Source organism: Streptomyces sp. SN-593, from assembly GCF_016756395.1.
Taxonomy (GTDB): Bacteria; Actinomycetota; Actinomycetes; order Streptomycetales; family Streptomycetaceae; genus Actinacidiphila; species Actinacidiphila reveromycinica.
The window spans coordinates 8,165,125-8,190,291 of record NZ_AP018365.1 but is presented as its reverse complement, the minus strand read 5'-3'; the positions used below and the strand labels follow the sequence as shown (position 1 = coordinate 8,190,291).

The window sequence follows — 25,167 nt, the reverse complement described above, 5'->3', positions numbered from 1 at the left end:
CGGGAACCCCCTGGCGGGTTCGCGGTATGCGGCGGGCATATGACGGTGTGGCATTCTCCGTCTTCTCCTTCCCGGCCGGGCGGTTTCCGCCCGCTATTCGCCGGTCGGCGTCCACCCGATATCCACGCGCCGGCATGACCTGATCGAGCCGTGCCGCTCTCATCGAACCCGTTCACCATGTCGCGAAGAGGTGCCTCCGCCATGCTCGAGGAGCGTTCCGTCCCCACGAATTCACTGCCTTCCGAGTTCCCGCCGGAGTTCTTCGAACTCACCCTGGCCCAACAGGGTGTGTGGTACGGGCAGCGGGTCGATCCTGACAGTCCTAAGTACAACATCGCGGAATGCCTGGTGATTCGCGGCGACCTGGACGTCTCCCTTCTCGCACGTGCCGTCGCGCACGTGGTCGCCCGGTACGACAGCCTCCGTCTCCGTTTCGAGGAGCGGGAGGGCGGTGTCCGCCAGTGCGTGGACCGCCCCTCCCCCGCCGCGGCGGACCGGCTCCGGTTCGTCGACCTGTCAGACGGCACGGACCCCGCGGACGCCGCGGCGAAGGCCGAGCGGTACATGGCCGCCGACATGGCGACCGTGGACGAACTCTCCGCGCCGCGGCACCACTTCGCGCTGCTCCGGCTCGGCCCGCGGCTGCACTACTGGTACACCCGGTACCACCACGTCGCCATCGACGGCCTGAGCGGCGCCACCGTCGCCCGCGCCGTCGCCGAGGCGTACGGTCGGGCCGTCCGCGGAGAGGATCTCGACGTGCCCGGTCCGCCGGCCGCCTCCGTCCGCGAACTGGTGGCCGACGAACGCGCCTACCTGGCCTCCGACCGCTACGCGGCCGACCGCGCCTACTGGACCGGCAGGTTCGCCGACCTGGCCGACGGGCGGGGCGCGGACTCCGACGACCGGCCCCTGCTCCGGCGCCGCTCCGCGTCCGCGTCCGCGTCCGCGGCGGACAGCGGTTCCAGCGCGCCGGAGGTCCGGCTGCACGACGGAGAAACGTTACCGCCCGAGGTCCTCGAACGTCTCAGACGCCTGGCGGCCGCCGCCCGCACCGACTGGAGCGTCGTGCTGGTGAGCGCTGCGGCCGCCTACGTCGGACGCGCCACCGGACGCCGGGACGTGACCGTGGGCATCGCCTCCACCGGCCGCCACGGCGGGATGCGGCACGCCGTCGGGATGACCGCCAACATCCTGCCGGTACGCCTGGACCTCGCCGCGCACCCGACCCTCGGTGGCCTGATACGGGCCACCGCCGCCGAGATGCGCGGAGCGCTGCGGCACCGCCGGTTCTCCCGCGAGCAGCTCGCCCGCGAACTGCGCACCGCCGGCGGCCCGGCGCGGCTCACCGACATCGTCGTCAACGTCATGGGCTACGACTACGACCTCGACTTCGCGGGCAGTCCGGCCTCGTCGCGGGTGCTGTCGATCGGACCGGTGGACGACGTCTCGCTCTTCGTGTCCGAGCGATCGGAGGGGAGGGGGCCGCTGATCGGCCTCGACGCCTCCCCCGAGCTGTACCACCCGGACGACGTCCGGCTCCAGCAGCAGGCCGTCGTCTCCTTCGTCACCGCGCTGGCTTCAGCCGATGACGACACCCCGCTGCGCGCCGTCCCGTGGGACGCCGGCCCCGGCGCCGCGCGGCCGCTCGCGCGAGGGCGCGGCGCCGACCTGCCGCCGCTCGCCGCGAGCGTGCCCGAGGCGTTCCGCGCGCAGTGCCGGCGCAGCCCGGACGCACCGGCGGTGCAGGACGGCGGGAGCACCGTGTCCTACCGCGAACTGGAGCATGCCGCCGACGACCTGGCCGCCGCGCTCAGCGGGTGGGGGGTGGCCGCCGAGGACGGTGTCGGCGTCCTGGTCGGCCGCACGACCGCCCTGGTGACCGCCACGATCGGCGCGGTGCTCTCCGGCGCCGCCTACGTGCCGCTGGACGCCGCCTGGCCCGACGATCGGCTGCACGCCGTCGCGGACGTCGCCCGGCTCCGCGCCCTGGTCGTCGACGAGACGACGGCCGGGGCCCCCTGGGTGCGCGCGGCCACCGCGCTGCCGGTGATCGTCGTCGATGCCCGGGGGACCGTGGTGCGCGGCGCGCCGCCACGGCCCGGCCGGGTGCCGGGCGTCTCGCGCGGCGACCGGCTGGCCTACGTCATGTTCACCTCGGGCTCCACCGGCCTGCCCAAGGGGGTCGGCGTGACCCACGCCGACGTCCTGGCCCTGGCGGCCGACTCCGCGTGGGGCGGGGGCGCCGCCGACGCGGTCCTGCTGCACTCCGCCTACGTGTTCGACGCGACGACCTTCGAGATCTGGGCGCCGCTGCTGCGCGGCGGCCGGGTCGTCGTCGCGGCCGGCCGGATGTTGGAGGCCCGCGACCTGCGCGAGGCGGTCGCCCGCCACCGGGTCACCGCGGTGTTCCTGACGACCGCGCTGTTCAACGTGGTCGCCGAGGCGGACCCGGCCGCGTTCGCCGGGCTGCGCGTGGTGGGCGCCGGCGGCGAGGCCGCCTCCCGGGACCTGATGCAGCGGGTCGCGGCGGCCGTACCGGACACCCGGGTCCTGCACGTGTACGGCCCCACCGAGACCACCACCTTCGCCACCCGCCATCCCGTGGACGCCACCGCCGCCGGCGTGCCCCCCATCGGCGGCCCGCTGGACGGGACGGCGCTGTACGTCCTGGACACCGACCTGCGCCCGATGCCGCCCGGCCTGGCCGGCGAGCTGTACGTGTCCGGCGCCGGCGTCGCCCGCGGTTACCTCGGCCGCTCCGCGCTCACCGCCGCCCGCTTCGTCGCCGACCCGTACGGCCCGGCCGGCGCACGGATGTACCGCACCGGCGACCTGGCCCGCTGGAACACCGACGGGCTGCTGGAGTACGTCGCGCGCGCCGACGACCAGGTCAAGCTCCGCGGCTTCCGCATCGAGCCCGCCGAGATCGAGCGGGCACTGCTCGCCGACCCGGGGATCGGCGCCGCGTGCGCCGTGGTCCGCGAGGACGTCCCCGGCGACCGCCGCCTCGTCGCGTACGTCGTGCCGGCCCGCGGCGCCGCCGCGCCGCGGGAGGCCGCCACGGCACGGCGGCTGGGTCACGCGCTGCCCGCGTACATGCTGCCCTCGGCGTACGTCGTCCTGGACGCGCTGCCGCTGAACGCCAACGGCAAGGTCGACCGCCGCGCGCTGCCCGCCCCCCGCGGTGCCACGCCGACCGGACGCGCCCCGCGCGGCGCCCGGGAGGAGGTGCTGGCCGGGCTGTTCGCGGACGTGCTGGGGGTCGCCGCCGTGGGCGCCGACGACGACTTCTTCGCGCTCGGCGGCCATTCGCTGCTCGCCACCCGGCTCATCGGCCGGGTCAGGACCGCGCTCGGCACCGAGGTGGACCTGCGCACCGTCTTCGACCACCCCTCGGTGGCCGCGCTCGCCGCCGCCCTGGACACCGCTGCGGGCGCCCGCCCCGCGCTGGCCCCGCGGCCGCGGCCGCAGGTGCTGCCGCTGTCCTTCGCGCAGCAGCGGCTGTGGTTCCTCCACCGCGCCGAGGACTCCGGCGACGACGCCTACAACGTCCCCCTCGTGCTGGCGTGGGACGGGCCGCTGGACGCCGCCGCCCTCGGGGAGGCGCTGGCCGACGTGCTCGCGCGGCACGAGAGCCTGCGCACCGTCTTCGCCGAGCGGGACGGCGTCCCGCACCAGGTGGTCCTGGACCCGGAGCGGGCGGCACGGGCGACGCGCCTGGCCGTGGAGGAGCCTCCGGCCGGGGCGGACGCGCGGTGTGCCGGCGCCTGGGCCGACGAGCGGGTGCGCCTGCTGACCTCGGCCCCGTTCGACCTGGCGGGCGAGCACCCCGCCGTCCGCGCCCACCTGCTGCGCACGGCCCCCGGCCGCGGGCTGCTGGTGCTCGTCCTGCACCATGTCGTCGCCGACGGCTGGTCGCTGGCGCCGCTGTGCCGGGACCTCGGCGCGGCCTACCGCGCCCGGACCGGGGGCGGTGCGCCCGACTGGCCCGCGCTGCCCGTACAGTACGCGGACTACACCCTCTGGCAGCGCGACCTGCTCGGCGAGGCCGAGGACAGCCTGGCCGGCCGTCAGCTCGCCTTCTGGCGGGAGGCGCTGCGCGGCGCCCCGGACGTGCTGGACCTGCCGGCGGACCGTTCCCGGCCGGCGGTGCCGAGCCACCGCGGCGGCGCGCACCCGTTCTCGGTCCCCGCTCCGGTGCACGCCGCGCTCGTCCGGCTGGCCCGCGCCTCGGGCTGCACCCCCTTCATGGTGCTGCACGCCGCCCTCGCGGCGACCCTGCACGCCCACGGCGCGGGAGAGGACATCCCGCTGGGTACGGCGGTGGCCGGACGCACCGACGAGACGCTGGACGACCTCGTCGGCTTCTTTGTCAACACCGTCGTCCTGCGCACCGACCTGTCCGGTGACCCGACCTTCCGCGAACTGCTGCGCCGCGTGGCGGAGTTCGACCTCGCGGCGTTCAGCCACGGCGACGTGCCGTTCGAACGGCTGGTGGAGGAGCTCAACCCGGACCGGTCCGGCGGACACCACCCGCTGTTCCAGACCATGCTGGTGCTGCAGAACCAGCAGCGGGCGGCCCTCGACCTGCCCGGCGTGGCCGTGCGCGACCGGACCCGTCATCCCGGGGTCAGCAAGTTCGACCTGACGTTCTCCCTGACCGAGGCAGGTTCCGGCGACGGGGAGGCCGCCCGGACGGACGCGGGCCGCACGCGGCCCGACCGGACCGCACCGGCCGGTGGCGCAGCCGCCGACACCGGTCCCGCAGCCGCCGACGACACGGCCGCCGCCGGTCTCACCGGCTACCTGGAGTACGCCACCGACCTGTTCGACGAGGCCACCGCGCGCGCCCTGTGCGACCGGTTCACCCGTCTCCTGGCGCAGGCCGTGGCCGACCCGGACCGCGCCGTCGGCCGGCTCGACCCCCTCGCCCCCGGCGAACGCGCCCGCCTGCTCGCGCAGGGGCGCGGCCGGGACCGGCCGCTCCCCACCCGCACCGCGCCCGAAACGGTGCGGGAGCAGGCCGCCCGCACCCCGCACGCGCCCGCCGTGCGCGACATCCGCTCGCACCTGACGTACGCCGAACTCGACGCCCGCGCGGACGCGTGGGCACGCCTCCTGCGCGAACGCGGGGTGCGGCGCCGGGACGTGGTGGCGCTCGCGGCGCCGCCGTCGGCGCGGACGGTAATGGCGATGCTGGCCGTGCTGCGGGCCGGCGCCGCCTACCTGCCGATCGATCCCGTCTATCCCGCGGCCCGGGTCCGGCACATGCTCGACGACGCCCGGCCCTCGCTGCTCCTGACCACCGCGGCGCTGCGTCCCCGCCTGCCCGCGGGAGACCTGCCGTGGCTGGCGATCGACGACGCCGCCGCACGCCCCGCGGACCCGGCCGCGCCGCTGCCCGCGCCGCCGCACGCGGAGGACCCGGCCTACGTCATCCACACCTCGGGCTCCACCGGCCGCTCCAAGGGCGTGGTGGTGCCGCACCGGGCCATGGCGAACCACATGGCGTGGATGGCCCGCCACCTGCGCCTGACCGCGGCCGACCGGGTGCTGGCCCGCACCTCCGCCGGCTTCGACGCCTCCGTGTGGGAGGTGTGGCTGCCGCTGATGAACGGCGCCGAGGTGTGCGTGCTGCCGGAGGGCGCCAACCACGAGCCCGAGCATCTCGTGTCCTGGATGCGCCGGTTCGAGGTGACGGTCGCGCAGTTCGTGCCCTCGCACCTGGCGATCGTCCTGCCGGAGGCGGCACGGGGCGGGCCGCTGCCCGCGCTGCGGGCCGTGCTGTGCGGGGGCGAGGCGATGCCGCGCGCGCTCGCCGACGCCGTCACCGAGGTGTGGGGGGCCGAGGCGCACAACCTGTACGGCCCCACCGAGGCGACGATCGACGCGACGGCCCACCGGGCCGGTCCCGGCGGCCCCCGCGGCACGGACCGCGTGCCGATCGGCCGGCCGGTGGACTCCACGCGCGCCTACGTCCTCGACGGCCGGCTGCGCCCGGCGCCGTCCGGCGCCGTCGGCGAGCTGTACCTGGCCGGCCCCAACCTCGCCCACGGCTACCTCAACCGTCCCGCGCTCACCGCCGCCCGCTTCGTCGCCGACCCGTACGGCCCGGCCGGCGCACGGATGTACCGCACCGGCGACCTGGCCCGCTGGAACACCGACGGGCTGCTGGAGTACGTCGCGCGCGCCGACGACCAGGTCAAGCTCCGCGGCTTCCGCATCGAACTCGGCGAGGTGGAGGCGGCGCTGCTGGCCCACCCCGGTGTCGCGGCCGCCCGCGCGGTGATCCGCGAGGACCGGCCCGGGCAGCGCCGCCTGGTCGGCTACGCCGTCGCCACGGGGACGGGCGTCCGGGCCGGGGCGCTGCGCGAGGCCGTCGCCGAGGTGCTGCCGCACTTCATGGTGCCCGCCGCCGTCGTGCTGCTGGACGCCCTCCCGCTGCTGCCCAACGGCAAGGTGGACCGGCGCGCCCTGCCCGAGCCGCCCCGGGACACCGGCGCCGGGACGAGTCGTACGCGTCCCGGCACCCCGCAGGAGGACCTGCTCGCGGGGCTCTTCGCCGAGGTGCTGCACCGCCCGTCGATCGGGCCGCACGACGACTTCTTCGACCTCGGCGGCCACTCCCTGCTGGCGATGCGGTTGATCAGCCGGGTGCGCGCGGTGCTGGGCGCCGAGGTCGCCGTGCGCACCCTCTTCGAGCACCCGACGGTCGCCGGCCTGGCGCGCGCCCTCGACGCCCCCGGCCGGGCCCGGCCCGCGGTGACGGTCGCCGAACGGCGGCCCGACCCGCTGCCGCTGTCCTTCGCCCAGCGGCGCCTGTGGTTCCTGGGCCGGCTGGACGGCCCGAGCCCGGCCTACAACATCCCGCTCGTGCTCGAACTGCGCGGCAGCCTGGACGCGGGCGCGCTGCGCTCCGCCCTCGGCGACGTCGTGGCCCGCCACGAGGCGCTGCGCACCGTGTTCCCGGAGCGGGACGGCGTGCCGTACCAGTGCGTCCTGCCCGCCGAGGCGGCCACGCCGGCACCTGCGGCTGAGAGCGTCGCACCGGGAGCGCTGGAGGACCTCGTCCTGGCGACCGTGCGCGAGCCGTTCGACGTCCGCACCGACCTGCCGCTGCGGGCGCGTCTGCTGCGGTCCGCGCCCGAGCACCACGTCCTGGTGCTGGTCCTGCACCACATCGCCGGGGACGGCTGGTCGCTGGCTCCGCTCGCCCGGCAACTCGGCGACGCCTACCGGGCGCGCCTGGCGGGCCGGCCGCCGCGGCGACCGGACGTCCCGGTCCTCCAGTACGCCGACTACACCCTGTGGCAATACGCCCTGCTCGGCGACGCCGACAGGGACGGGAACACGCACGGAAACGGGCACGGGAACGGGAACGCGGGCGCGAACGGGGGCGCCGGCGGGCAGGGGCGCCCGGATCCGCGCGCGGGCGCGAACGGGGGCGCCGGCGACGTCGGGACACCCGTGCTGCGTGAGCAGCTCCGCCACTGGCGTACCGCCCTGGCCGGCCTGCCCGAACTGCTCGACCTGCCGTTGGACCGGCCGCGTCCCGCGGTCGCCGACCCGCGGGGAGCGGTGCACGACTTCGAGGTCCCCGCCGCCCTGCACACCGGACTCGCCCGCCTGGCACGCGAATCGGGGGCCACGCTCTTCATGGTCCTCCAGGCGGCGGTGGCGACCCTGCTGCACCGTCACGGCGCGGGCGAGGACATCCCGCTCGGCTCCCCCGTCGCCGGGCGCACCGACGAGGCGCTGGAGGACCTGGTCGGCTTCTTCGTCAACACCCTCGTGCTGCGCTCCGACCTGTCCGGCCGCCCGACGTTCCGTCAACTGCTTCGCCGTGTCAAGGACTTCGACCTGGCAGCGTACGCGCACCAGGACGTGCCGTTCGAGCGGCTGGTGGAGGTGCTCAACCCGGTCAGGGCCCGCGACCACCACCCGCTCTTCCAGACCATGGTCGTGCTGCAGAACCAGGAGGTCTCCCGCCCCGACCTGCCGGGGCTGGCCGTCGAGGACCGGCTCGTCCACAACGGTCTGACCAAGTTCGACCTCACCTTCGCCTTCACCGAGGAGGGCGGGGACGGCCGGTCGGCCTGGGGCCCCGGCGGCGAGGGCGGCCTGTCCGCGGGCATCGAGTACGCCACGGCCCTGTTCGACCGCGGCACCGTGCGCGCGCTCGCCGAGCGCCTGCTGCGGCTGCTGGAGCAGGTCGCGGCCGACCCCGACCGCGGGCTGGCCGCCTACGACCTGCTCGCCCCCGCGGAACGGGAGCGGGTGCGCGGCTGGAGCGAAGGACGCGCCCTGCCGGCCGGCGCCGCGGACACGACCCTGCCCGCGCTCTTCGCGGCCCAGGTGCGCCGCACGCCCGACGCCGTGGCGGTCGCGGCGGCCGACGGCGTCGCGCCGGCCGGCGCCGGCAGCCTCACCTACGCCGAACTCGACCGTGTCTCCGCCGAACTCGCCGCCGCGGTGCGGGCGTCGGGCACGGGTTCCGAGACGCGTGTCGGCGTGCTGCTGGAGCGCTCGCCCGCGGTGGTCTCGGCGTCCCTCGCCGTGGTCCGGGCCGGTGGCGCCTACGTGCCGATGGACGCGCGCTGGCCGTCGGACCGGCTCGACCAGGTCGCCGGGATCGCCGACGTGCGCGTGCTCGTGGTCGACGAGAGCGCCGCGGCCTCGCCCTGGGCGACCGCGGCCGCCCGCCGGACGCCGGTCGTGGTGGTGGACGCGGCCGGCAGGGTGCTGCGCACCGCCGGCGGGCGCCCCCAGGCGGCCGCTCCCGCCGCACCGCCCGCGGTCCCCTCCCCCGCGGCCCTGGCCTACGTGATGTTCACCTCCGGCTCCACCGGCCTGCCCAAGGCGGTCGCGGTGACCCACGCCGACGTCGCCGCCCTCGCCGCGGACTCCGCCTGGGACGACACCGCCGACGCCGTCCTGATGCACTCCGCCTACGTCTTCGACGCCTCCACCTTCGAGATCTGGACCCCCCTGCTGCACGGCGGCCGCGTCGTCGTCGCCCCGCCCGGCGCCCTGGAGCCCAGCGTGCTCGGCGACGTCCTGGGCGAGCACGGGGTGACCGCAGTCTTCCTCACCACCGCCCTGTTCAACGTCCTCGCGGAGACCGACCCGGGCGTCTTCAGCGGGCTGCGCCTGCTGTGCGCCGGCGGGGAACTCGCGTCCCCGGACGCCATGCAGCGGATCGCGGGCACGGTGCCGGGACTACGGGTCCTGCACGTGTACGGCCCCACCGAGACCACCACCTTCGCCACCCGCCTTCCGGTGGCGGCGGACCTGCCCTCGGGTCCGCCGCCGATCGGGCGCCCCCTGGACGGCATGCGGCTGCGCGTGCTGGACGAGCGGCTCGGCCCGGTCCCGCCGGGCGTCGTGGGCGAGTTGTACCTCGCCGGGCACGGCGTGGCGCGCGGCTACACCGGCCGCCCGGGGCTGACCGCGACACGTTTCGTGGCCGACCCGTTCGGCCCCGCCGGCGCGCGGATGTACCGGACCGGCGACCTGGTCCGCTGGACGCCGGACGGCCAGGTCGCGTACGTGGGCCGCGCCGACGGCCAGGTCAAGCTGCGCGGGCACCGCATCGAACTCGGTGAGGTCGAGAGCGTGCTGGCCGCGAGCGAAGGCGTCGCGGACGCGTTCGCCACGGTGCGCGAGGACGTCCCCGGCGACCCGCGACTGGTGGCCTACGTGGTGCCCGCGGCCGGGGCGCGGCCCGCGCCCGCGGACCTGGCCCGTGTGGTGGGCCGGTCGCTGCCGGCCTACATGAAGCCGACGGAGTTCGTGCTGCTCCCCGCGCTGCCGCTGACGCCCAACGGCAAGGTGGACCGGCGGGCGCTGCCGGCACCGCGCGCGCACGCCCCGGCGGCCGGGCGGACCGCCCGCACCGCCCGCGAGGAGATCGTGTGCGGCCTGTTCGCCGGACTCCTCGGCGTCCGGGCGGCAGGCCCTGACGACGACTTCTTCGCGCTGGGCGGGCACTCGCTGCTCGCCACCCGGCTCGCGGCCGGCCTGCGCACCCTGCTCGGGGTGGAGGTCCAGGTCAGAACGGTCTTCGAGCACCCCACGCCGGCACGGCTCGCGGCCGCGCTCGACACCGCCGAGCAGGCGCGGGCCCCGCTGGGCCGGGCCGCGGACCGGCCGGACCCGCTGCCCCTGTCCGCGGCGCAGCGGCGCCTGTGGTTCCTCGGCCGGCTGGAGGGGCCGGGCGCCACGTACAACGTGCCGCTCGTGCTGCGCCTGGACGGACCGCTGGACGCGCCGGCGCTCCGGAGCGCGCTCGCGGACGTCGTGGCGCGGCACGAGAGCCTGCGCACCGTGTTCCCCGACACCGGCGGCGTGCCGCGCCAGGAGGTGCTCGACCCCGACCTGGCCGCACCCGGCCTCGCGCCGCGCGACGTCCGGCCGGACCGGCTCGACGCGGCGCTGGAGGCGGAGGTCGCGCACTGCTTCGACGTGAGCGCCGAACCCCCTTTGCGGGCGGCCCTGTTGCGGCTGTCGCCGCACTCCCACGTCCTGGTGCTGGTCCTGCACCACATCGCGGGCGACGGCTGGTCCTTCGCGCCGCTGGTACGCGACATGGGCACGGCGTACCGGGCCCGCACCGGCGGGGAGGAACCGGGCTGGACCGAACTGCCCGTGCAGTACGCCGACTACACCCTCTGGCAGCGCGACCTGCTCGGCGACGAGCGGGACCCGGCCGGCCTCGCCGCGCGCCAACTCGCCTTCTGGCGCTCGGCGCTGGCACGTGTCCCGCAGGAACTCGACCTGCCGTACGACCGGCCGCGCCCGGTCGTCACCGGCTACCGCGGTGAAGCCTTCGGCTTCGCCGTGGACGCCGCCGCCCACCGGTCGCTGGCCGCTCTGGCGAGGGCCCGCGGGTGCAGTCTGTTCATGGTCCTCCAGGCGGCCCTGGCGGTGCTGCTGTCCCGGCACGGGGCCGGTGAGGACATCCCGCTGGGCACGCCGGTGGCCGGGCGCACCGACGAGGCGCTGGACGACCTGGTCGGCTTCTTCGTCAACACCCTGGTGCTGCGCACCGATCTGACCGGCGACCCGACCTTCGCCGACGTCCTGGACCGGGTGCGGGAGTTCGACCTGGCCGCGTACGCGCACCAGGACCTGCCGTTCGAGCGGGTGGTGGACTCCCTGAGCCCGGACCGGGCGCAGAACCGGCACCCGCTGTTCCAGGTCATGCTGGCGCTCCAGAACCAGGAGGCGGCGGCGGTGGACCTGCCCGGCCTCACGGTCTCCGAGCAGCCGGTGCACACCGGCATCAGCAAGTTCGACCTGACGTTCACCTTCACCGAGTCCCGGGACACGGCGGGCGAACCGGACGGGCTGCACGGCGTGCTGGAGTTCTCCACCGAACTGTTCGAGGAGAGCACGGCGCGCGCCCTGGCCGCCCGGCTGACCCGGCTGCTCGCGGTGCTCGCGGCCGATCCGCAGCGACGGGTGCACGCCGTGCCGGTGCTGGACCCCGCGGACGAGGCCGCGCTCGGCGGCGCCGCGCGCGGCGCACGGCGGCCGGTGCCGGAGCGCACCGTGCCGGCGGCCTTCCGCGCGCAGTGCGCGCGGACCCCCGCCGCGGTGGCCGTGCGGGACGGTGCCCGCACCCTCACCTTCGCCGCACTCGACGCCGAGTCCGACGACTTGGCACACCATCTGCACGGCCGGGGTGTGGGCCGCGGCGACCTCGTCGCGCTGGCCGCGCCCGGCACCGCCGACCAGGTGGTCGCCATGCTCGCGGTGGCCAAGGCGGGCGCGGCGGCGCTGCCGGTCGACCCGGAGTACCCGCGGGCACGGATCGCGCACATGCTCGACGACGCCCGGCCCGCGGTGCTGGTCACGCGAGGTGCGCCACCGGACGTCCCGGCGGGTTCGGCGGTGCCGGTGCTGGACCTCGCCGACCGGGCCGGCTGGTCCACCGGCGCCGCCGCCCCGCGGGTCCCGTCCGATCCGCGGGACCTGGCGTACGTCATCTACACCTCCGGCTCCACCGGCCGCCCGAAGGGGGTCGCCGTCACCCACGCCTCGCTCACCAACCACATGGCGTGGATGGCCGGCCACCTCGCGCTGACCGACGACGACCGGGTGCTCGCCCGGACCTCGCCGAGCTTCGACGCCTCGGTGTGGGAGACGTGGCTGCCGCTGCTGCACGGCGGCTCCACCTGCCCGGTGCCCCCGGCCCTCAACCACGACCCGGCCGGGCTGCTGGCCCGGATGCGGACCGCGGGGGTGACGATCGCCCAGTTCGTGCCCTCGCACCTGTCGCTCGTCCTGGCCGAGACCGCCGCCGAGGCGCCGCCCCCCGCGCTGCGCGCCGTGCTGTGCGGCGGCGAGCCGCTGACGGTGCGGCTGGCCGCGCGGGTCACCCGGGCCTGGCGGGCCCGGGTGCACAACCTGTACGGGCCGACCGAGGCGACCGTCGACGCCACCGCGTACCGGTGCGCGTCGGGGCTCCCGCCCGCGCGGGACCTGTCCACGCGGGACCTGTCCGCGGCCGGGTCTCCCGAAGACGGGCCGACCGGGGACGGGCCCACCGGGGACGGCGGCGAGCGGGGCGTACCACTGGGGCGGCCCGTCGACAACACCCGTGCCTACGTGCTCGACGCGCGCCTGCGCCCCGTGCCCCCCGGTGTGACCGGCGAGCTGTACCTGGCGGGCGACGGTCTGGCCCGCGGCTACCTGCACCGCCCCGCGCTGACCGCGGCCCACTTCGTGGCCGACCCGTACGGGCCGCCCGGCGCGCGGATGTACCGCACCGGCGACCTCGTCCGGCGGACCGCCGACGGGCTGCTGAGCTACGTCTCCCGGGCGGACGACCAGGTCAAGCTGAACGGCCTGCGCATCGAGCCCGGCGAGATCGAGGCGGCGCTCGCCGCGCTGGAGGGCGTCTCCGCCGCCTGCGTGGTGGTCCGCGAGGACCGGCCGGGTGAACGCCGCCTGGTGGCCTACACGGTCGCCGGGCAGCCCGCCGACCCGCCGCCCGACACCGCGCTGCGCGCCCACCTGTCGTCCGCACTGCCGCCGTACATGGTGCCGTCGGTGTTCGTGCCGCTCGACGCGCTGCCGCTGCTGCCCAACGGCAAGACCGACCGGCGGGCGCTGCCGGCACCGCCGCGGCCCGCCGCCCGGCCGGGGGCGGCGCCGCGCACCGCGCGGGAACGCGCCCTGTGCGCGGCCTTCGGGTCCGTCCTGGGCCGCACCGACGTGCACGCCGACGACGACTTCTTCGCGCTGGGCGGCGACAGCATCATGTCCATCCAGCTCGTCAGCCGGGTCCGCGAGGCGGGGCTGCGGATCGGCCCGCGCGACGTGTTCGTGCACCGCACCCCGGGGGCGATCGCGGCCGTGGCCACCGCGACGGAACGCACCGCCGTGCCGTCCGCGCCGAGCACCGGCCCGATGCCGCCGACACCCATCGCGGCCTGGTTCCTGGAGCGGCCCGGCCCCACGGACGGGTACAACCAGTCGGCGGTGCTGCGCACCCCCGCGGGAGCGACGCGGGACACGCTCGCCGCGTGCCTCCAGCGGCTGGTCGACCACCACGACACCCTGCGGCTGCGGCTGGACCGCGGCGCCGGGGACACGCCGGTCCTCGACGTGCTGCCGCCCGGCGCGGTGACGGCCCGGGACCGGCTGGTCCGCGTGGACGCCGCCGGCCTGGACGAGGCCGGGCTGCGGGCCGCGGTCACCGAGGAGGGCGAGCGGGCGCGTGCCCTGCTGCGGCCCGAACGCGGCGACGTGCTGCGGGCGGTGTGGTGCGACACCGGGCCACGTACCCAGGGGCGGTTGCTCCTGGTGGTGCACCACCTGGCCGTCGACGCGGTCTCCTGGCGGGTGATCGCCGAGGACCTGGCCGCCGCGTGGCGCCAGGAGGAGGACGACGGCTCCGGTGGGGACGCGCACCTCGTCCCCACCGGCACCTCCTACCCGCAGTGGGCGCGGCTGCTGCGCGCGCAGGCCGGAAGCCCGCGGCGCCTGGCCGAACTCCCGCTGTGGGAGGGCGTCCTGGACGCGCCCGACCCGCAGCTCGGGCACCGGCCCCTCGATCCCGGCCTGGACACCGCGGAGCGCTCCCGCACGCTGACCGGGCGGCTGCCCGCCACGTGGACCGAGCCGCTGCTCACCCGCGTGCCGGCCGCCTTCCACGCCGGAGTGGACGACGTGCTGCTGACGGCCCTCGCCCTGGCCGTGACCGCCTGGCGGGCCGGCAGGGGGGAGGTCTCCGCCCGGGACGGCGCGGGCGTGCTGCTGCACCTGGAGAGCCACGGCCGTGAACCCCTCACCGACGACGTCGACCTGTCCCGGACGGTCGGCTGGTTCACCAGCCTGTATCCGGTGCGGCTGCACCCCGGACCGGTCGATCCGCACGGCCCGCGGCCCTTCGGCGCGGCACTGGCCGAGCGCGCCCTCAAGCGCGTCAAGGAGCAGCTGAGGGCGATTCCGGACCACGGCCTGGGCTACGGCGTGCTGCGCCACCTCGACCCCGCGGCCCGGGTCCGGCTCGCCGCCTTCCGGCAGCCGCAGATCGGCTTCAACTACCTGGGGCGGTACTCCGCGCCCTCGGCCGGCGGCGGTCCGGCGGCCGACTGGCAGCCGGTGCTCGACGGCGGCGGCCCGCGCGGCCAGGACCCGGGCATGCCCGCGCACCACGTCCTCGACGTCAACGCGCACACCGAGGACCTGCCGGACGGCCCCTGCCTGGTGACCCGCTGGACCTGGGCCGGCGCCCTGCTCGCGGAGCAGGACGTGGAGGAGTTGTCCGCGCTCCACACCCGCGCCCTGCGGGCCGTCGCCGAACTGGCGGACCGTCCCGAGGCCGGCGGCTGGACGCCGTCCGACCTGCCCCTGGTCTCCCTCGACCAGGGGCAACTCGACCGACTGCAGAACAAGTGGGGTGGACGCAAGTGACCGGGTTCCGTCTGGAGGACGTGCTTCCCCTGACGCCGACTCAGGCGGGGATGCTCTTCCACGCGCTGTACGACGCGAGCGCGGTGGACGTGTACACCTCGCAGTTCGTCTTCACCCTGGAGGGCGAGGTCGACCCCGGCGCGCTGCACGCGGCCGTCGCGGCGCTGCTGCGGCGGCACGCCAACCTGCGCGCCGGGTTCCTGCACGAGGACCTCGACGAGCCGGTGCAGGCGATCGCCGCCGAGGTGCCCGTGCCGCTGGAGGTGCGCGACCTGACCGCCGCGGACGACGCGGGCACCGTCCAGGCGCGGCTGGACGCGTTCCTCACCGAGGACCGGGCCCGCAGGTTCGACCTGGCCACGCCGCCCCTGGTGCGGTTCACGCTCGTGCGCACCGGCCCGCGCCACCTGCGGCTGGTCATGACCAGCCATCACATCCTGCTCGACGGCTGGTCGATGCCGCTGCTGGTGCGCGAGCTGTTCGAGCTGTACGCGCGCCACGGCGACGACGCCGCGCTGCCGCGCGTCACCCCGTTCCGCACCTACCTCGCCTGGCTGGCCGGGCAGGACAGGGCCGCCGCTCTGGACGTCTGGCGGTCCGCGCTGGACGGCGTCGGGTCACCGACGCTCCTGGCCGGGCGCGCACCGGTGGCCGGCCGGGCGGGCGAGTTGCCCGACACCCTCGTCCTGGAGCTGGACGAGGCGACGACGGCCAGGCTGCGGAGCTCCGCGCGTGCCCACTCACTCACTCTCAACACGCTGGTGCAGGGCGCCTGGGGGCTGCTGCTCGGTCACCTGACGGGGCGCTCCGACGTGCTGTTCGGCACCACGGTCTCGGGCCGCCCGCCGGAGGTCCCGGGCGTCGAGTCGATGGTGGGCCTGTTCATCAACACCCTCCCGGTACGGCTGCGGATCCGCCCCGGCCACACCGTGGCGCAGTTGCTGACCCGGTTCCAGGAGGAGCAGGCCGGCCTGATCGGCAGCCAGCACGTGGGGCTCACCGACATCCGCGGGGCCACCGGACTCGACGAGCTGTTCGACACGCTCGCGGTCTTCGAGAACTACCCGATGGACGCCGAGGCCCTGAGGTCCGCCCGGCAGGGCCTGCCCGGTCTCGCCGTGGTCGGCTTCGACGGCACCGACGCGGCGCACTACCCGCTCACCCTCACCATCGCCCCCGGTGACAGGCTGCGCGTCACCTTCGGCCACCGGGCGTCCGTCCTGGACGGCGGCGCCGTCGCCGACGCCCGCACCCGGATGGAGCGCCTGCTCACCGCGATGGCCGCCGACCTCGACGCACCCGTCGTCGCCCTCCCCCTCCTCCTGGACGCCGAGCGCGACGCCCTGCTGGCCCGGGGGCGCGGCGCGCTGCTGCCGCCGGGCGTGTGCACGGCGGACATCGGCGAGGCCGTCGCACGGCGGGCCCGGGAACACCCCGGGGCGGTGGCGGTGTCCGGCCCGGGAGAAGAGCTCACCTACCGCCAACTCGTCCGTGCCGCCGACGAGGTGGCCGGCGCCCTCACGGGCGGGGGGCTGCGGCCCGAGGACGGTGTGGGGGTGCTCCTGGGCCGGTCGGCGGCCACGGTCACCGCCTCCCTCGCGGCCCTGCGGGCCGGCGGGGCCTACGTGCCGCTCGACCCGGAGTGGCCGCAGGACCGGCTGGAGCACGTCGCGCGGGCGGCGGGCGTGCGGGCCCTGGTCGTGGACGAAGCGCGCGGCGCGCATCCCTGGGTACGCGGGCTCGGTGCCGGTGTCCCGGTGGTGACGGTCGACGCCGCCGGCCGGGTGACCGCCGGGGCTCCGCCCACTGCGGGCGCGCTGCCGCCCGCCGCGGGCGGCGCACGGCTCGCCTACGTGATGTTCACCTCCGGCTCCACCGGCCTGCCCAAGGCCGTCGCGGTCACCCACGCCGACATCGCCGCCCTCGCCGCGGACTCCGCCTGGAACGGCGCCGCCGACGCCGTCCTGATGCACTCCGCCTACGTCTTCGACGCCTCCACCTTCGAGATCTGGACCCCCCTGCTGCACGGCGGCCGCGTCGTCGTCGCCCCACCCGGCACCCTGGAACCGGCGGTCCTCCGGGATCTGGTGGCCCGGCACGGCGTGACGGCGGCGTTCGTGACGACCGCGCTCCTCAACCTGATCGCCGAGGCCGACCCCGACGTGTTCGGCCTGCTGCGCCTGGTGGCCAGCGGCGGCGAGGCGGCGGCCCCCGGCGTGCTCGGCCACCTCGCCGCCGCCCACCCGCGCACCGTCTTCCACAACGCCTACGGCCCCACCGAGACGACCACGTTCGCCACACTGCGCCGGGTCCGCCCCGCCGACACGGAGGGCGTGCCGCCCATCGGCCGCCCGCTGGACGGCACGCGGGCGTACGTCCTCGACGCGATGCTGCGCCCGGTACCCCAGGGCGCCGAGGGCGAGTTGTACCTGGCGGGTCCCGGTGTGGCCCGCGGCTACCTGGGGCGGCCCGGGCTGACCGCGACGCGGTTCGCGGCCGACCCGTTCGGGCCCGCGGGCGCGCGGATGTACCGCACCGGCGACCTGGTCCGCTGGACCGCGGACGGCGACCTGGCGTACGTGGCCAGGGCCGACCAGCAGGTCAAGCTGCGCGGCCACCGCATCGAGCCGGGCGAGGTCGAGGCGGTGCTGCGGGCCCACCCGTCGGTGCGGGCGGCGTGCGTCATGGTCCGCGAGGACCGGCCGGGAGACCCCCGGCTGACCGCCTACGTCGTGCCGGCCGCCGGCGTGTCCGCGGACCCGGACGCGCTGACCGCGCACCTGGGCCGGCGGTTGCCCGCGTACATGGTGCCGTCCTGCGTCCTGCCGCTGGACGCGCTGCCGCTGACGCCCAACGGCAAACTCGACCGCGCGGCGCTCCCGGCGCCCGAGCGGTCCGCCCCCGGGTCCGGGCGGCCGCCACGCGGCGCCCACGAGGAGATCCTGTGCGGCCTGTTCGCCGACGTGCTGGGCGTGCCGCGGGTCGGCGTCGACGACGATTTCTTCGCGCTCGGGGGCCACTCCCTGCTCGCCACCCGGCTGGTCGGCCGGATCCGGACCGGGCTGGGCACCGAGACCGAGATCCGCGCGCTGTTCGAGCACCCCACCGTCGCCGGGCTCGCCGCCGCTCTCCAGGCCGCGGCGCGACCGCCGCGGCTCCCGCTCGTGCGGCAGGAGCGCCCGCCGGTGCTGCCCCTGTCCTACGCGCAGCGGCGGTTGTGGTTCCTGCACCGCATGGACGGTCCGTCCGCCACCTACAACATCCCCTTCGCGGTACGCCTGGACGGCCCGCTGGACACCGGAGCGCTGCGTCGGGCGCTGCACGACGTGGTGGTGCGGCACGCGGCGTTGCGCACCTCCTTCCCCGCCGGCGCCGACGGTCCGCGCCAGCACGTCACCCCTCCGGACGAGGTGCGGCTGCCGCTCACCGCGGAGGCCGTCGAGGAGTCCCTGCTGCGGGAGCGGATCGCGGCCGCCGCGGGCGCGTCACTCGACATCGAGCACGAGCTGCCCCTGCGGGCGACCCTGCTGCGCCTGGGCCACGACGCCCACGTACTCGTGCTGGTGGTGCACCACATCGCGGCCGACGGGTCGTCCCTGGCTCCGCTCGCCGCCGATCTCGCAGCCGCCTACCGGGCGCGCGTGCGCGGTGCGTCGCCGGTGTGGCCCGAACTGCCCGTGGACTACGCCGACCACACGCTGTGGCAGCGGCGCCTGCTCGGCGGCGAGGACGACCCGGACAGCCTGGTCAGCCGTCAGCTCGCCTACTGGCGGGAGGCGCTGCGCGACCTCCCGCACCTGGTCGAACTGCCCTGGGACCGGCCCCGGCCGGCGGCGCCGCGGCACTCCGGCGCCGCGCACGCCTTCGCCGTCGGGCCGTCGACCGCGCGCGCGATCGCGCGGCTGGCCCGGGAGGGCGGGTGCAGCGTCTTCATGGTGCTGCAGGCCGCGCTGGCGCTGCTGCTGTCGCGGCACGGCGCGGGCGACGACGTCCCGCTGGGCACGGCGGTCGCCGGGCGCACCGACGAAGCCGCGGCCGACCTGGTCGGCTTCTTCGTCAACACCCTGGTCCTGCGCACCGATCTGAGCGGCGACGTCACCTTCGGCGAACTGCTGGAGCGGGTCAAGGACACGGACCTGTCGGCGTACGCCCACCAGGACGTCCCCTTCGAGCGCCTGGTGGAGCTGCTCAACCCGGCCCGGTCGCAGAACCACCACCCGCTGTTCCAGACCATGCTGGTCCTTCAGAACCACTCCCCCGCCGCGCCGCTCGACCTGCCGGGACTGAAGGTCACCGGGCTGCCCGCCGCTCCCGCGGTGAGCAAGTTCGACCTGTCCTTCACCCTCACCGAGACGCGCGACGAGGCCGGGGAACCGGCCGGTCTGCGGGGTGTCGTCGACTACGCCACGGAGTTGTTCGACGAGGCCACCGTCCGTGCGCTCGCCGAGCGCCTGGTCCTGCTGCTGGACGACGTCACCGCCGACCCGGGCCGCCCGCTGCACGCGTACACGGCGCTGCCCCCGGCCGAGCGCGACCGCCTCGCCGTGCTCGGGACCGGTCCGGCCGAACGGGTCCCCGCGCGGAGCGTGCCCGAGCTGTTCGCCGGATGGGTGCGGCGTTCCCCGGACGCACCCGCGGTCCGTGACGCCCGCACCACCCTCACCTACCGGGAACTCGACGCCCGCGCGGGCACGTTGGCGCGGCGGCTGGCCGCGCTCGGAGTGGGGCCGGAGGACCGGGTGGCCGTCGCCCTCCCCCGCGACCACACGCTCGTCGTGGCGCTGATGGGCGTGCTCAAGGCGGGGGCGGCGTACCTGCCGCTGGACCCCGCCTACCCGGCCGACCGGCTGGCGTACATGCTCCAGGACGCCCGCCCGCGGCTGCTGCTCACCACAGCCGAGGTGCGCGGCGCGCTGCCCGGCACCGACCTGCCGCACCTGTACGCCGCCGACTTCGCGGCGGCGCCGGGACCGGTCGACCCGCCCGGCCCCGGCACGGCGCCGCGGCCGGAGCACCCCGCGTACGTCATCTACACCTCGGGCTCCACCGGGCGGCCCAAGGGCGTCGTCGTCACCCACCGGGGCGTGGGCGCGATGGCGGCGACACAGCGCGACCGGTTGCGCGTGCGCCCGGACAGCCGGGTGCTCCAGTTCGCCTCGGTGAGCTTCGACGCCGCGTTCTGGGAGCTGTGCATGGGCCTGCTCAACGGCGCGTGCGTGGAGGTCGCCGAACGGGACGCGCTGCTGCCGGGTTCCGCGCTCGCGGCGCTGGTCCGCGCCCGCGGCGTCACCCACCTGACCCTGCCGCCCGCCGCGCTGGCGGTGATGCCGGCCGGGTCGCTGCCCGCCGCGACCACCGTCGTCCTCGCCGGCGAGGCGTGCCCGCCGGCCCTGGCCCGCTCCTGGGCCCGGGACCGGGTGCTGGTCAACGCCTACGGGCCCACCGAGACCACGGTCTGCGCCACGATGAGCGGTGCCCTCGTGCCGGACGGCCCCCGGGCCCCGGGCCGCACGGTGCCGATCGGCCTGCCGGTCGACGGCACCCGGGTGCACGTCCTGGACCACCGGCTCGCGCCCGCGCCGCACGGCGTGACCGGCGAGTTGTACGTCGCCGGGGCCGGCGTGGCCCGCGGCTACCTGGGGCGCCCGGCGCTGACCGCGACCCGGTTCGTGCCGGACCCGTTCGGCCCGGCCGGCACCCGGATGTACCGCACCGGCGACCTGGTCCGCTGGACCCGGCAGGACGGCCTCGTCTACGTCGGCCGCGTCGACGACCAGGTGAAGCTGCGCGGTTTCCGCATCGAGCCGGGCGAGGTGGAGGCCGCCCTCACCGCACTGGACGGCATCGCCGCGGCCTGTGCGGTGGTCCGCGAGGACGCTCCCGGCGACCGGCGGCTGGTCGCCTACACCGTGGCCGCGGAAGGCTGCGCCCCGCCGGACGAGGCGGACGTGCGCGCGCACCTGGCGACCGTCCTGCCCGGCCACATGGTCCCGTCCGCCGTCGTACGGCTGGACACCCTGCCCCTGACACCGAACGGCAAGGTCGACCGGAAGGCGCTGCCCGCCCCCGGGCGGAGTGTGCCCGTCGCCGGCCGTGCGCCCCGCACGGAACGCGAACGCGCGGTGGCCGCCGCCTTCGCGCAGACGCTCGGCGTGGCCGAGGTCGGCCTCGGCGACGACTTCTTCGCCCTGGGCGGCCACTCCCTGCTCGCCGTGACGCTGGCCCAGCGGATCGAGGAGCGGTGCGGGCGGCGGCTGTCGCTGCGTCAGCTCTTCGCCGCGCCCACCGTCGAGGGCGTCGGCCGCCTGCTGGACGAGGCGGACGGCTCGGGGACCGCGGGCGCCGACGCGCCCGGCCCGAACGCGTCCGACGCCGAGGCGGCGCCGTGGGACCCGACCGCAGAGGTGCGGCTGGCCGCGGACATCACCGCCGCCGCCCGCCCCGCGCCGGTCCCCGCGCCCGCCCGCAGCCGGCGGCCGTCCCCGCGACCGCTGCTGACCGGCGCGTCGGGCTTCCTCGGTGCCTTCCTGCTGCGTGACCTGCTGGAGGCCACCGGCGGCCCGGTCGACTGCCTGGTCCGGGCCGCCGGCGCGGACCAGGCGGCCGGCAGGGTCCGCGCCAACCTGGAGCGGTACGGCCTGTGGCGTCCGCACTACGCCCGGCTGGTCCACGCCGTGCCCGGCGACCTGGCCGCCCCCGGGCTGGGCCTGCCCGGGGACGAACGGGCGGCCCTGGCGGCGCGCCTCGGCCCGGTGCTCCACAACGGCGCGCGCGTGAACTTCGCGGCGGGCTACCGCGATTTGCGCGCCCCCAACGTGGCCGGCACCGAGGAGTTGCTGCGCCTGCTCGCCGACTCGGCGTCGCCGGGGCTGCACTACGTGTCGACCACGAGCGTCTTCCCGGCCGCGCCGGACACGGCCCCCTCCGTGATCACCGAGTCGACGCCGACCGGTCCCGTGGAGTCCCTGAACGGCGGGTACGCGCAGACGAAGTGGGTGGCCGAGCAGTTGGTGGCGTCGGCCCGCGACCGCGGGCTCCCGGTGGCCGTGCACCGGCCCGGACGGATCAGTGGGAGCACCGCGACCGGCGCCTGCCAGGACCGCGACCTGCTCTGGCAGCTCATCAAGGGATGTCTCCAGGCGGAGTCGGTGCCGGACCTGCCCTACGGCTCCACGGACTGGGTACCGGTCGACTACGTGAGCGCGGCGGTCACTGCCGTCGCGGTGGCGGCAGGACCGGTCGGCGAGGGGACGTACCACCTCACCAACCCCCGGGCGCCCCGGCTGGACCGGGTGTTCGAGGTGGCCACCCGCCTCGGCCACCGGGTACGGCGGCTGCCGTTGGCCGAGTGGCGGGCCCGGGTCGCGGCCCAGGCCGACAACGCCGCCCAGCTCTTCCTCGGGGAGGACGAGGACCGCGCCCGGCACGAGGCCGGGGACCCGCGGAGCTTCGACTCCACCCGCACCGCGCGCGCACTGGCCGCGCTCGGGGTCGAGTTGCCGCCGCTGACCGACGAGGTCCTGGTGCGCTACCTGGAACACGGCCACCGGTCGGGCTACCTCCCCGCCCCGCGAACGATCTTGCCCCCGGTGGGCGGCCGGTAGACGGCCGTCAGGCGCGGGTGCGCTCCCCGGCCGCGCCGAGGTCGGCACCAGCGGGAAGGCGCCAGGGCCGGCGTACCCGGCGACCCGTCCGTGCCCGGCGGGACCAGTGAGGCCGTTTCGCCGGGCACGGCGACGGAGACGGACCGGCACAGTGCCCGGGTACGGGCGGCCGGCTCCCGCAGCACCCGCAGCACCCGCAGCACCCGCAGCACCCGCAGCACCCGCAGCAGGTGAACGTCCGCGGGTACGACACTGGTCCCGTCGGGAACCGGAACCGGAACCGGAACCGGCTTCCGGGCGGATCGAGCCCGTTATGTGGCTTGATTTGCCTAAAGACAGTCAGGTGATCGCTGGGCTACGCTGACCGCGCACTCGATCAGGGGTCTTGAGGCAGCGTCCCACCCTGCGTCCGCCGTCACACCTGCGGCGCGGGCTGCTGGTTTGTTCTCGCACGTCCGACGGACATTCGAGGAGAAGTCACACATGCCGAACTCATTCTCTCGTTTTCTGAATGACGAGGAACTGAACAAGGTGCGCGATCTCTACCTGAAGGCGCTTCAGGACGTCGAGGAGCTCGAGGCCGAGGACCCGGAGGAGAAGCCGGCCGATCCCGGCACCGGCCAGACCTCCACCGAGCTCTGACCCCTGTGAGCCCATCCGCCACCCGCCCCCTCCCCGCCTCACACGCGCAGGGCGGCGTCGCGCCGACAGGCCCCGTGAATCCCCGACCCGGCGACGGAGGTTCGGCTGCATGACCGCCCTTGACGTGTGGACGCCCGATTCCCTGCGTCGGCTGGAGCCGGAGGACCTGCCCGGTGTGGCGGCGCGGGTGCGTGAACTGCTCGTCAGCAGTGTCTCGGCCACCGGCGGCCACCTGGGATCGAACCTGGGCGTCGTCGAGCTGACGATCGCGCTGCACCGGGCCTTCCGCAGTCCCGAGGACGTCATCTTGTGGGACACCGGTCACCAGGCGTACGTGCACAAGATGTTGACCGGGCGGGCCCCGGCCTTCGAGTCTCTGCGCGAGCTGGACGGACTGTCCGGGTACCCCAGCCGGGCCGAGAGCCCGCACGACTGGGTGGAGAACTCGCACGCCGGCACGTCCCTGTCCTACGCCGCCGGGCTCGCCACCGCCTTCGCGGCCGGCCCGGCGAGCCGTCACCGGCGGGTGGTGACCGTGACCGGCGACGGCTCGCTCACCACGGGCATGGCGCTGGAGGCGCTCAACGACATCGGCGACCGCGGGCTGGACGTCACCATCGTGCTCAACGACAACAACCGCAGCTACGCGCCCACCACCGGCGCGCTGGCGCGGCACCTGCGGGACTCCCGGCCGGGTGTGGCGCCGGGTGTCTTCGAGGCGCTGGGTTTCCGCTGCCTGGGACCCGTCGACGGGCACGACCTGGGTGCTCTGGAGAAGGTTCTGGCCGACGCCGGCGCGGAGCGCGGTCCCCTGCTGGTGCACGTCAGGACCCAGAAGGGCCGCGGCTACCAGCCCGCCCTCGACGACCGTACCGAGCACATGCACGGCGTCGGCCCCTTCGACGCCGGCACCGGCCGCCAGTACGTGCTGCCGCGGGGCCGCGTGCCGGCCGGTTCGGTGCTGGGCCCGTGCCTGGTGGAACTCGCCGCCGAGGACCCGGACCTGGTGGTGATCACGCCCGCCATGGGCGGCCCGTCGGGACTCGACGTCTTCCAGGAGCGCTACCCCGACCGATTACTCGACGTCGGCATCGCCGAGCAGCACGCCGCGGGACTCGCCGCCGGACTGGCCATGGCGGGTCGGCACCCCGTGCTGTCCATCCACTCCTCCTTCCTCAACCGGGCCCAGGACCAACTGCTGTTCGACATCGGGCTGCACCGGTTGCCGGTCGTGGTGGTCGTCGACCGGGCCGGGATCACCGGCGGCGACGGCGCCTCGCACCACGGTCTCGGGGACTTCGCGCTGCTACGCCAGATCCCCGGGATGGCGATAGCGACCCCGTCGACCGCCGCCGAGATGCGCGGCCTGCTGCGGGCCGCGATGCGGCACCCGGGACCCGTCGCCATCCGCTACGGGAAGGCGATCGACGACCCCGTGCCGCCCCAGGGGGATGACCCGGCGGCCGGACCGGACGACGACCTGACGGCCTGGCAGGTGGACCCGGCCCCCGGCGGCATCCTGGTCATCGGCGCCGGCGACCTGCTGCCCTGCGCCACCGAGGTGGCCGCCCGGCTGCGCGCCGCCGGAGTGCCGGCCGGGTCGGCCAACGCCCGCTGGATCGAACCTCTGGACGCGCGCCTGCCCGCCCTGGCCAGGGAGCACCGGATGGTCGGGGTCGTCGAGGACCACTGGAGCCGCGGCGGTCTCGGCGCCGCGGTGCGCGAGTACCTCGCCGACGAGGACGTCGACACCCCGGTACGGGTGTTCGCAGTGGCCCACCACTATCTGCCGCACGGCTCCGTACCGGACCTGAGGGCCGCCTGCGGACTCACCCCGGACCGGATCACCGTCGATCTGCTGGCCCGCTGGACGGCCCTCACAGCGGGCGGCGGCTCCCTCCCGGGGTGAGGTCCGCCGGGGGCCGCCCCGGTGACCAGGGGACCGGCCGGGTCGCCGGCACCCGGGCCGGGCCCCCGACGGCAGCTTCCCGAC

At 76.3% G+C, this 25,167-nt stretch carries 4 protein-coding genes; all 4 read left to right on the top strand.

The genetic code is table 11. The features are described from left to right. Nucleotides 1–201 precede the first annotated feature (201 nt). The 4 genes from RVR_RS34540 to RVR_RS34525 all read left to right on the top strand — a co-directional run bounded on the left by RVR_RS34540 (nucleotide 202) and on the right by RVR_RS34525 (nucleotide 25,083). Nucleotides 202–14,928, top strand: a complete 14,727-nt coding sequence (locus RVR_RS34540; protein ID WP_202239717.1) for a non-ribosomal peptide synthetase — start codon at nucleotides 202–204, stop codon at nucleotides 14,926–14,928. Beyond that, nucleotides 14,925–22,532 carry a non-ribosomal peptide synthetase gene (locus tag RVR_RS34535; protein WP_202237859.1) on the top strand — a complete coding sequence of 2,536 codons (7,608 nt, stop codon included), beginning with the start codon at nucleotides 14,925–14,927 and terminating at the stop codon, nucleotides 22,530–22,532. The genes RVR_RS34540 and RVR_RS34535 overlap by 4 nt, the downstream gene beginning before the upstream one ends. Nucleotides 22,533–23,015: 483 nt before the next feature. Continuing rightward, complete coding sequence (locus tag RVR_RS34530; RefSeq protein ID WP_202237858.1) at nucleotides 23,016–23,174, top strand: hypothetical protein; 159 nt, start codon at nucleotides 23,016–23,018, stop codon at nucleotides 23,172–23,174. 109 nt (nucleotides 23,175–23,283) lie between these two features. After that, the gene (locus RVR_RS34525) at nucleotides 23,284–25,083 is read left to right on the top strand and encodes a 1-deoxy-D-xylulose-5-phosphate synthase (RefSeq protein ID WP_202237857.1); all 1,800 of its coding nucleotides are present in this window, start codon (nucleotides 23,284–23,286) and stop codon (nucleotides 25,081–25,083) included. Nucleotides 25,084–25,167 lie beyond the last annotated feature (84 nt).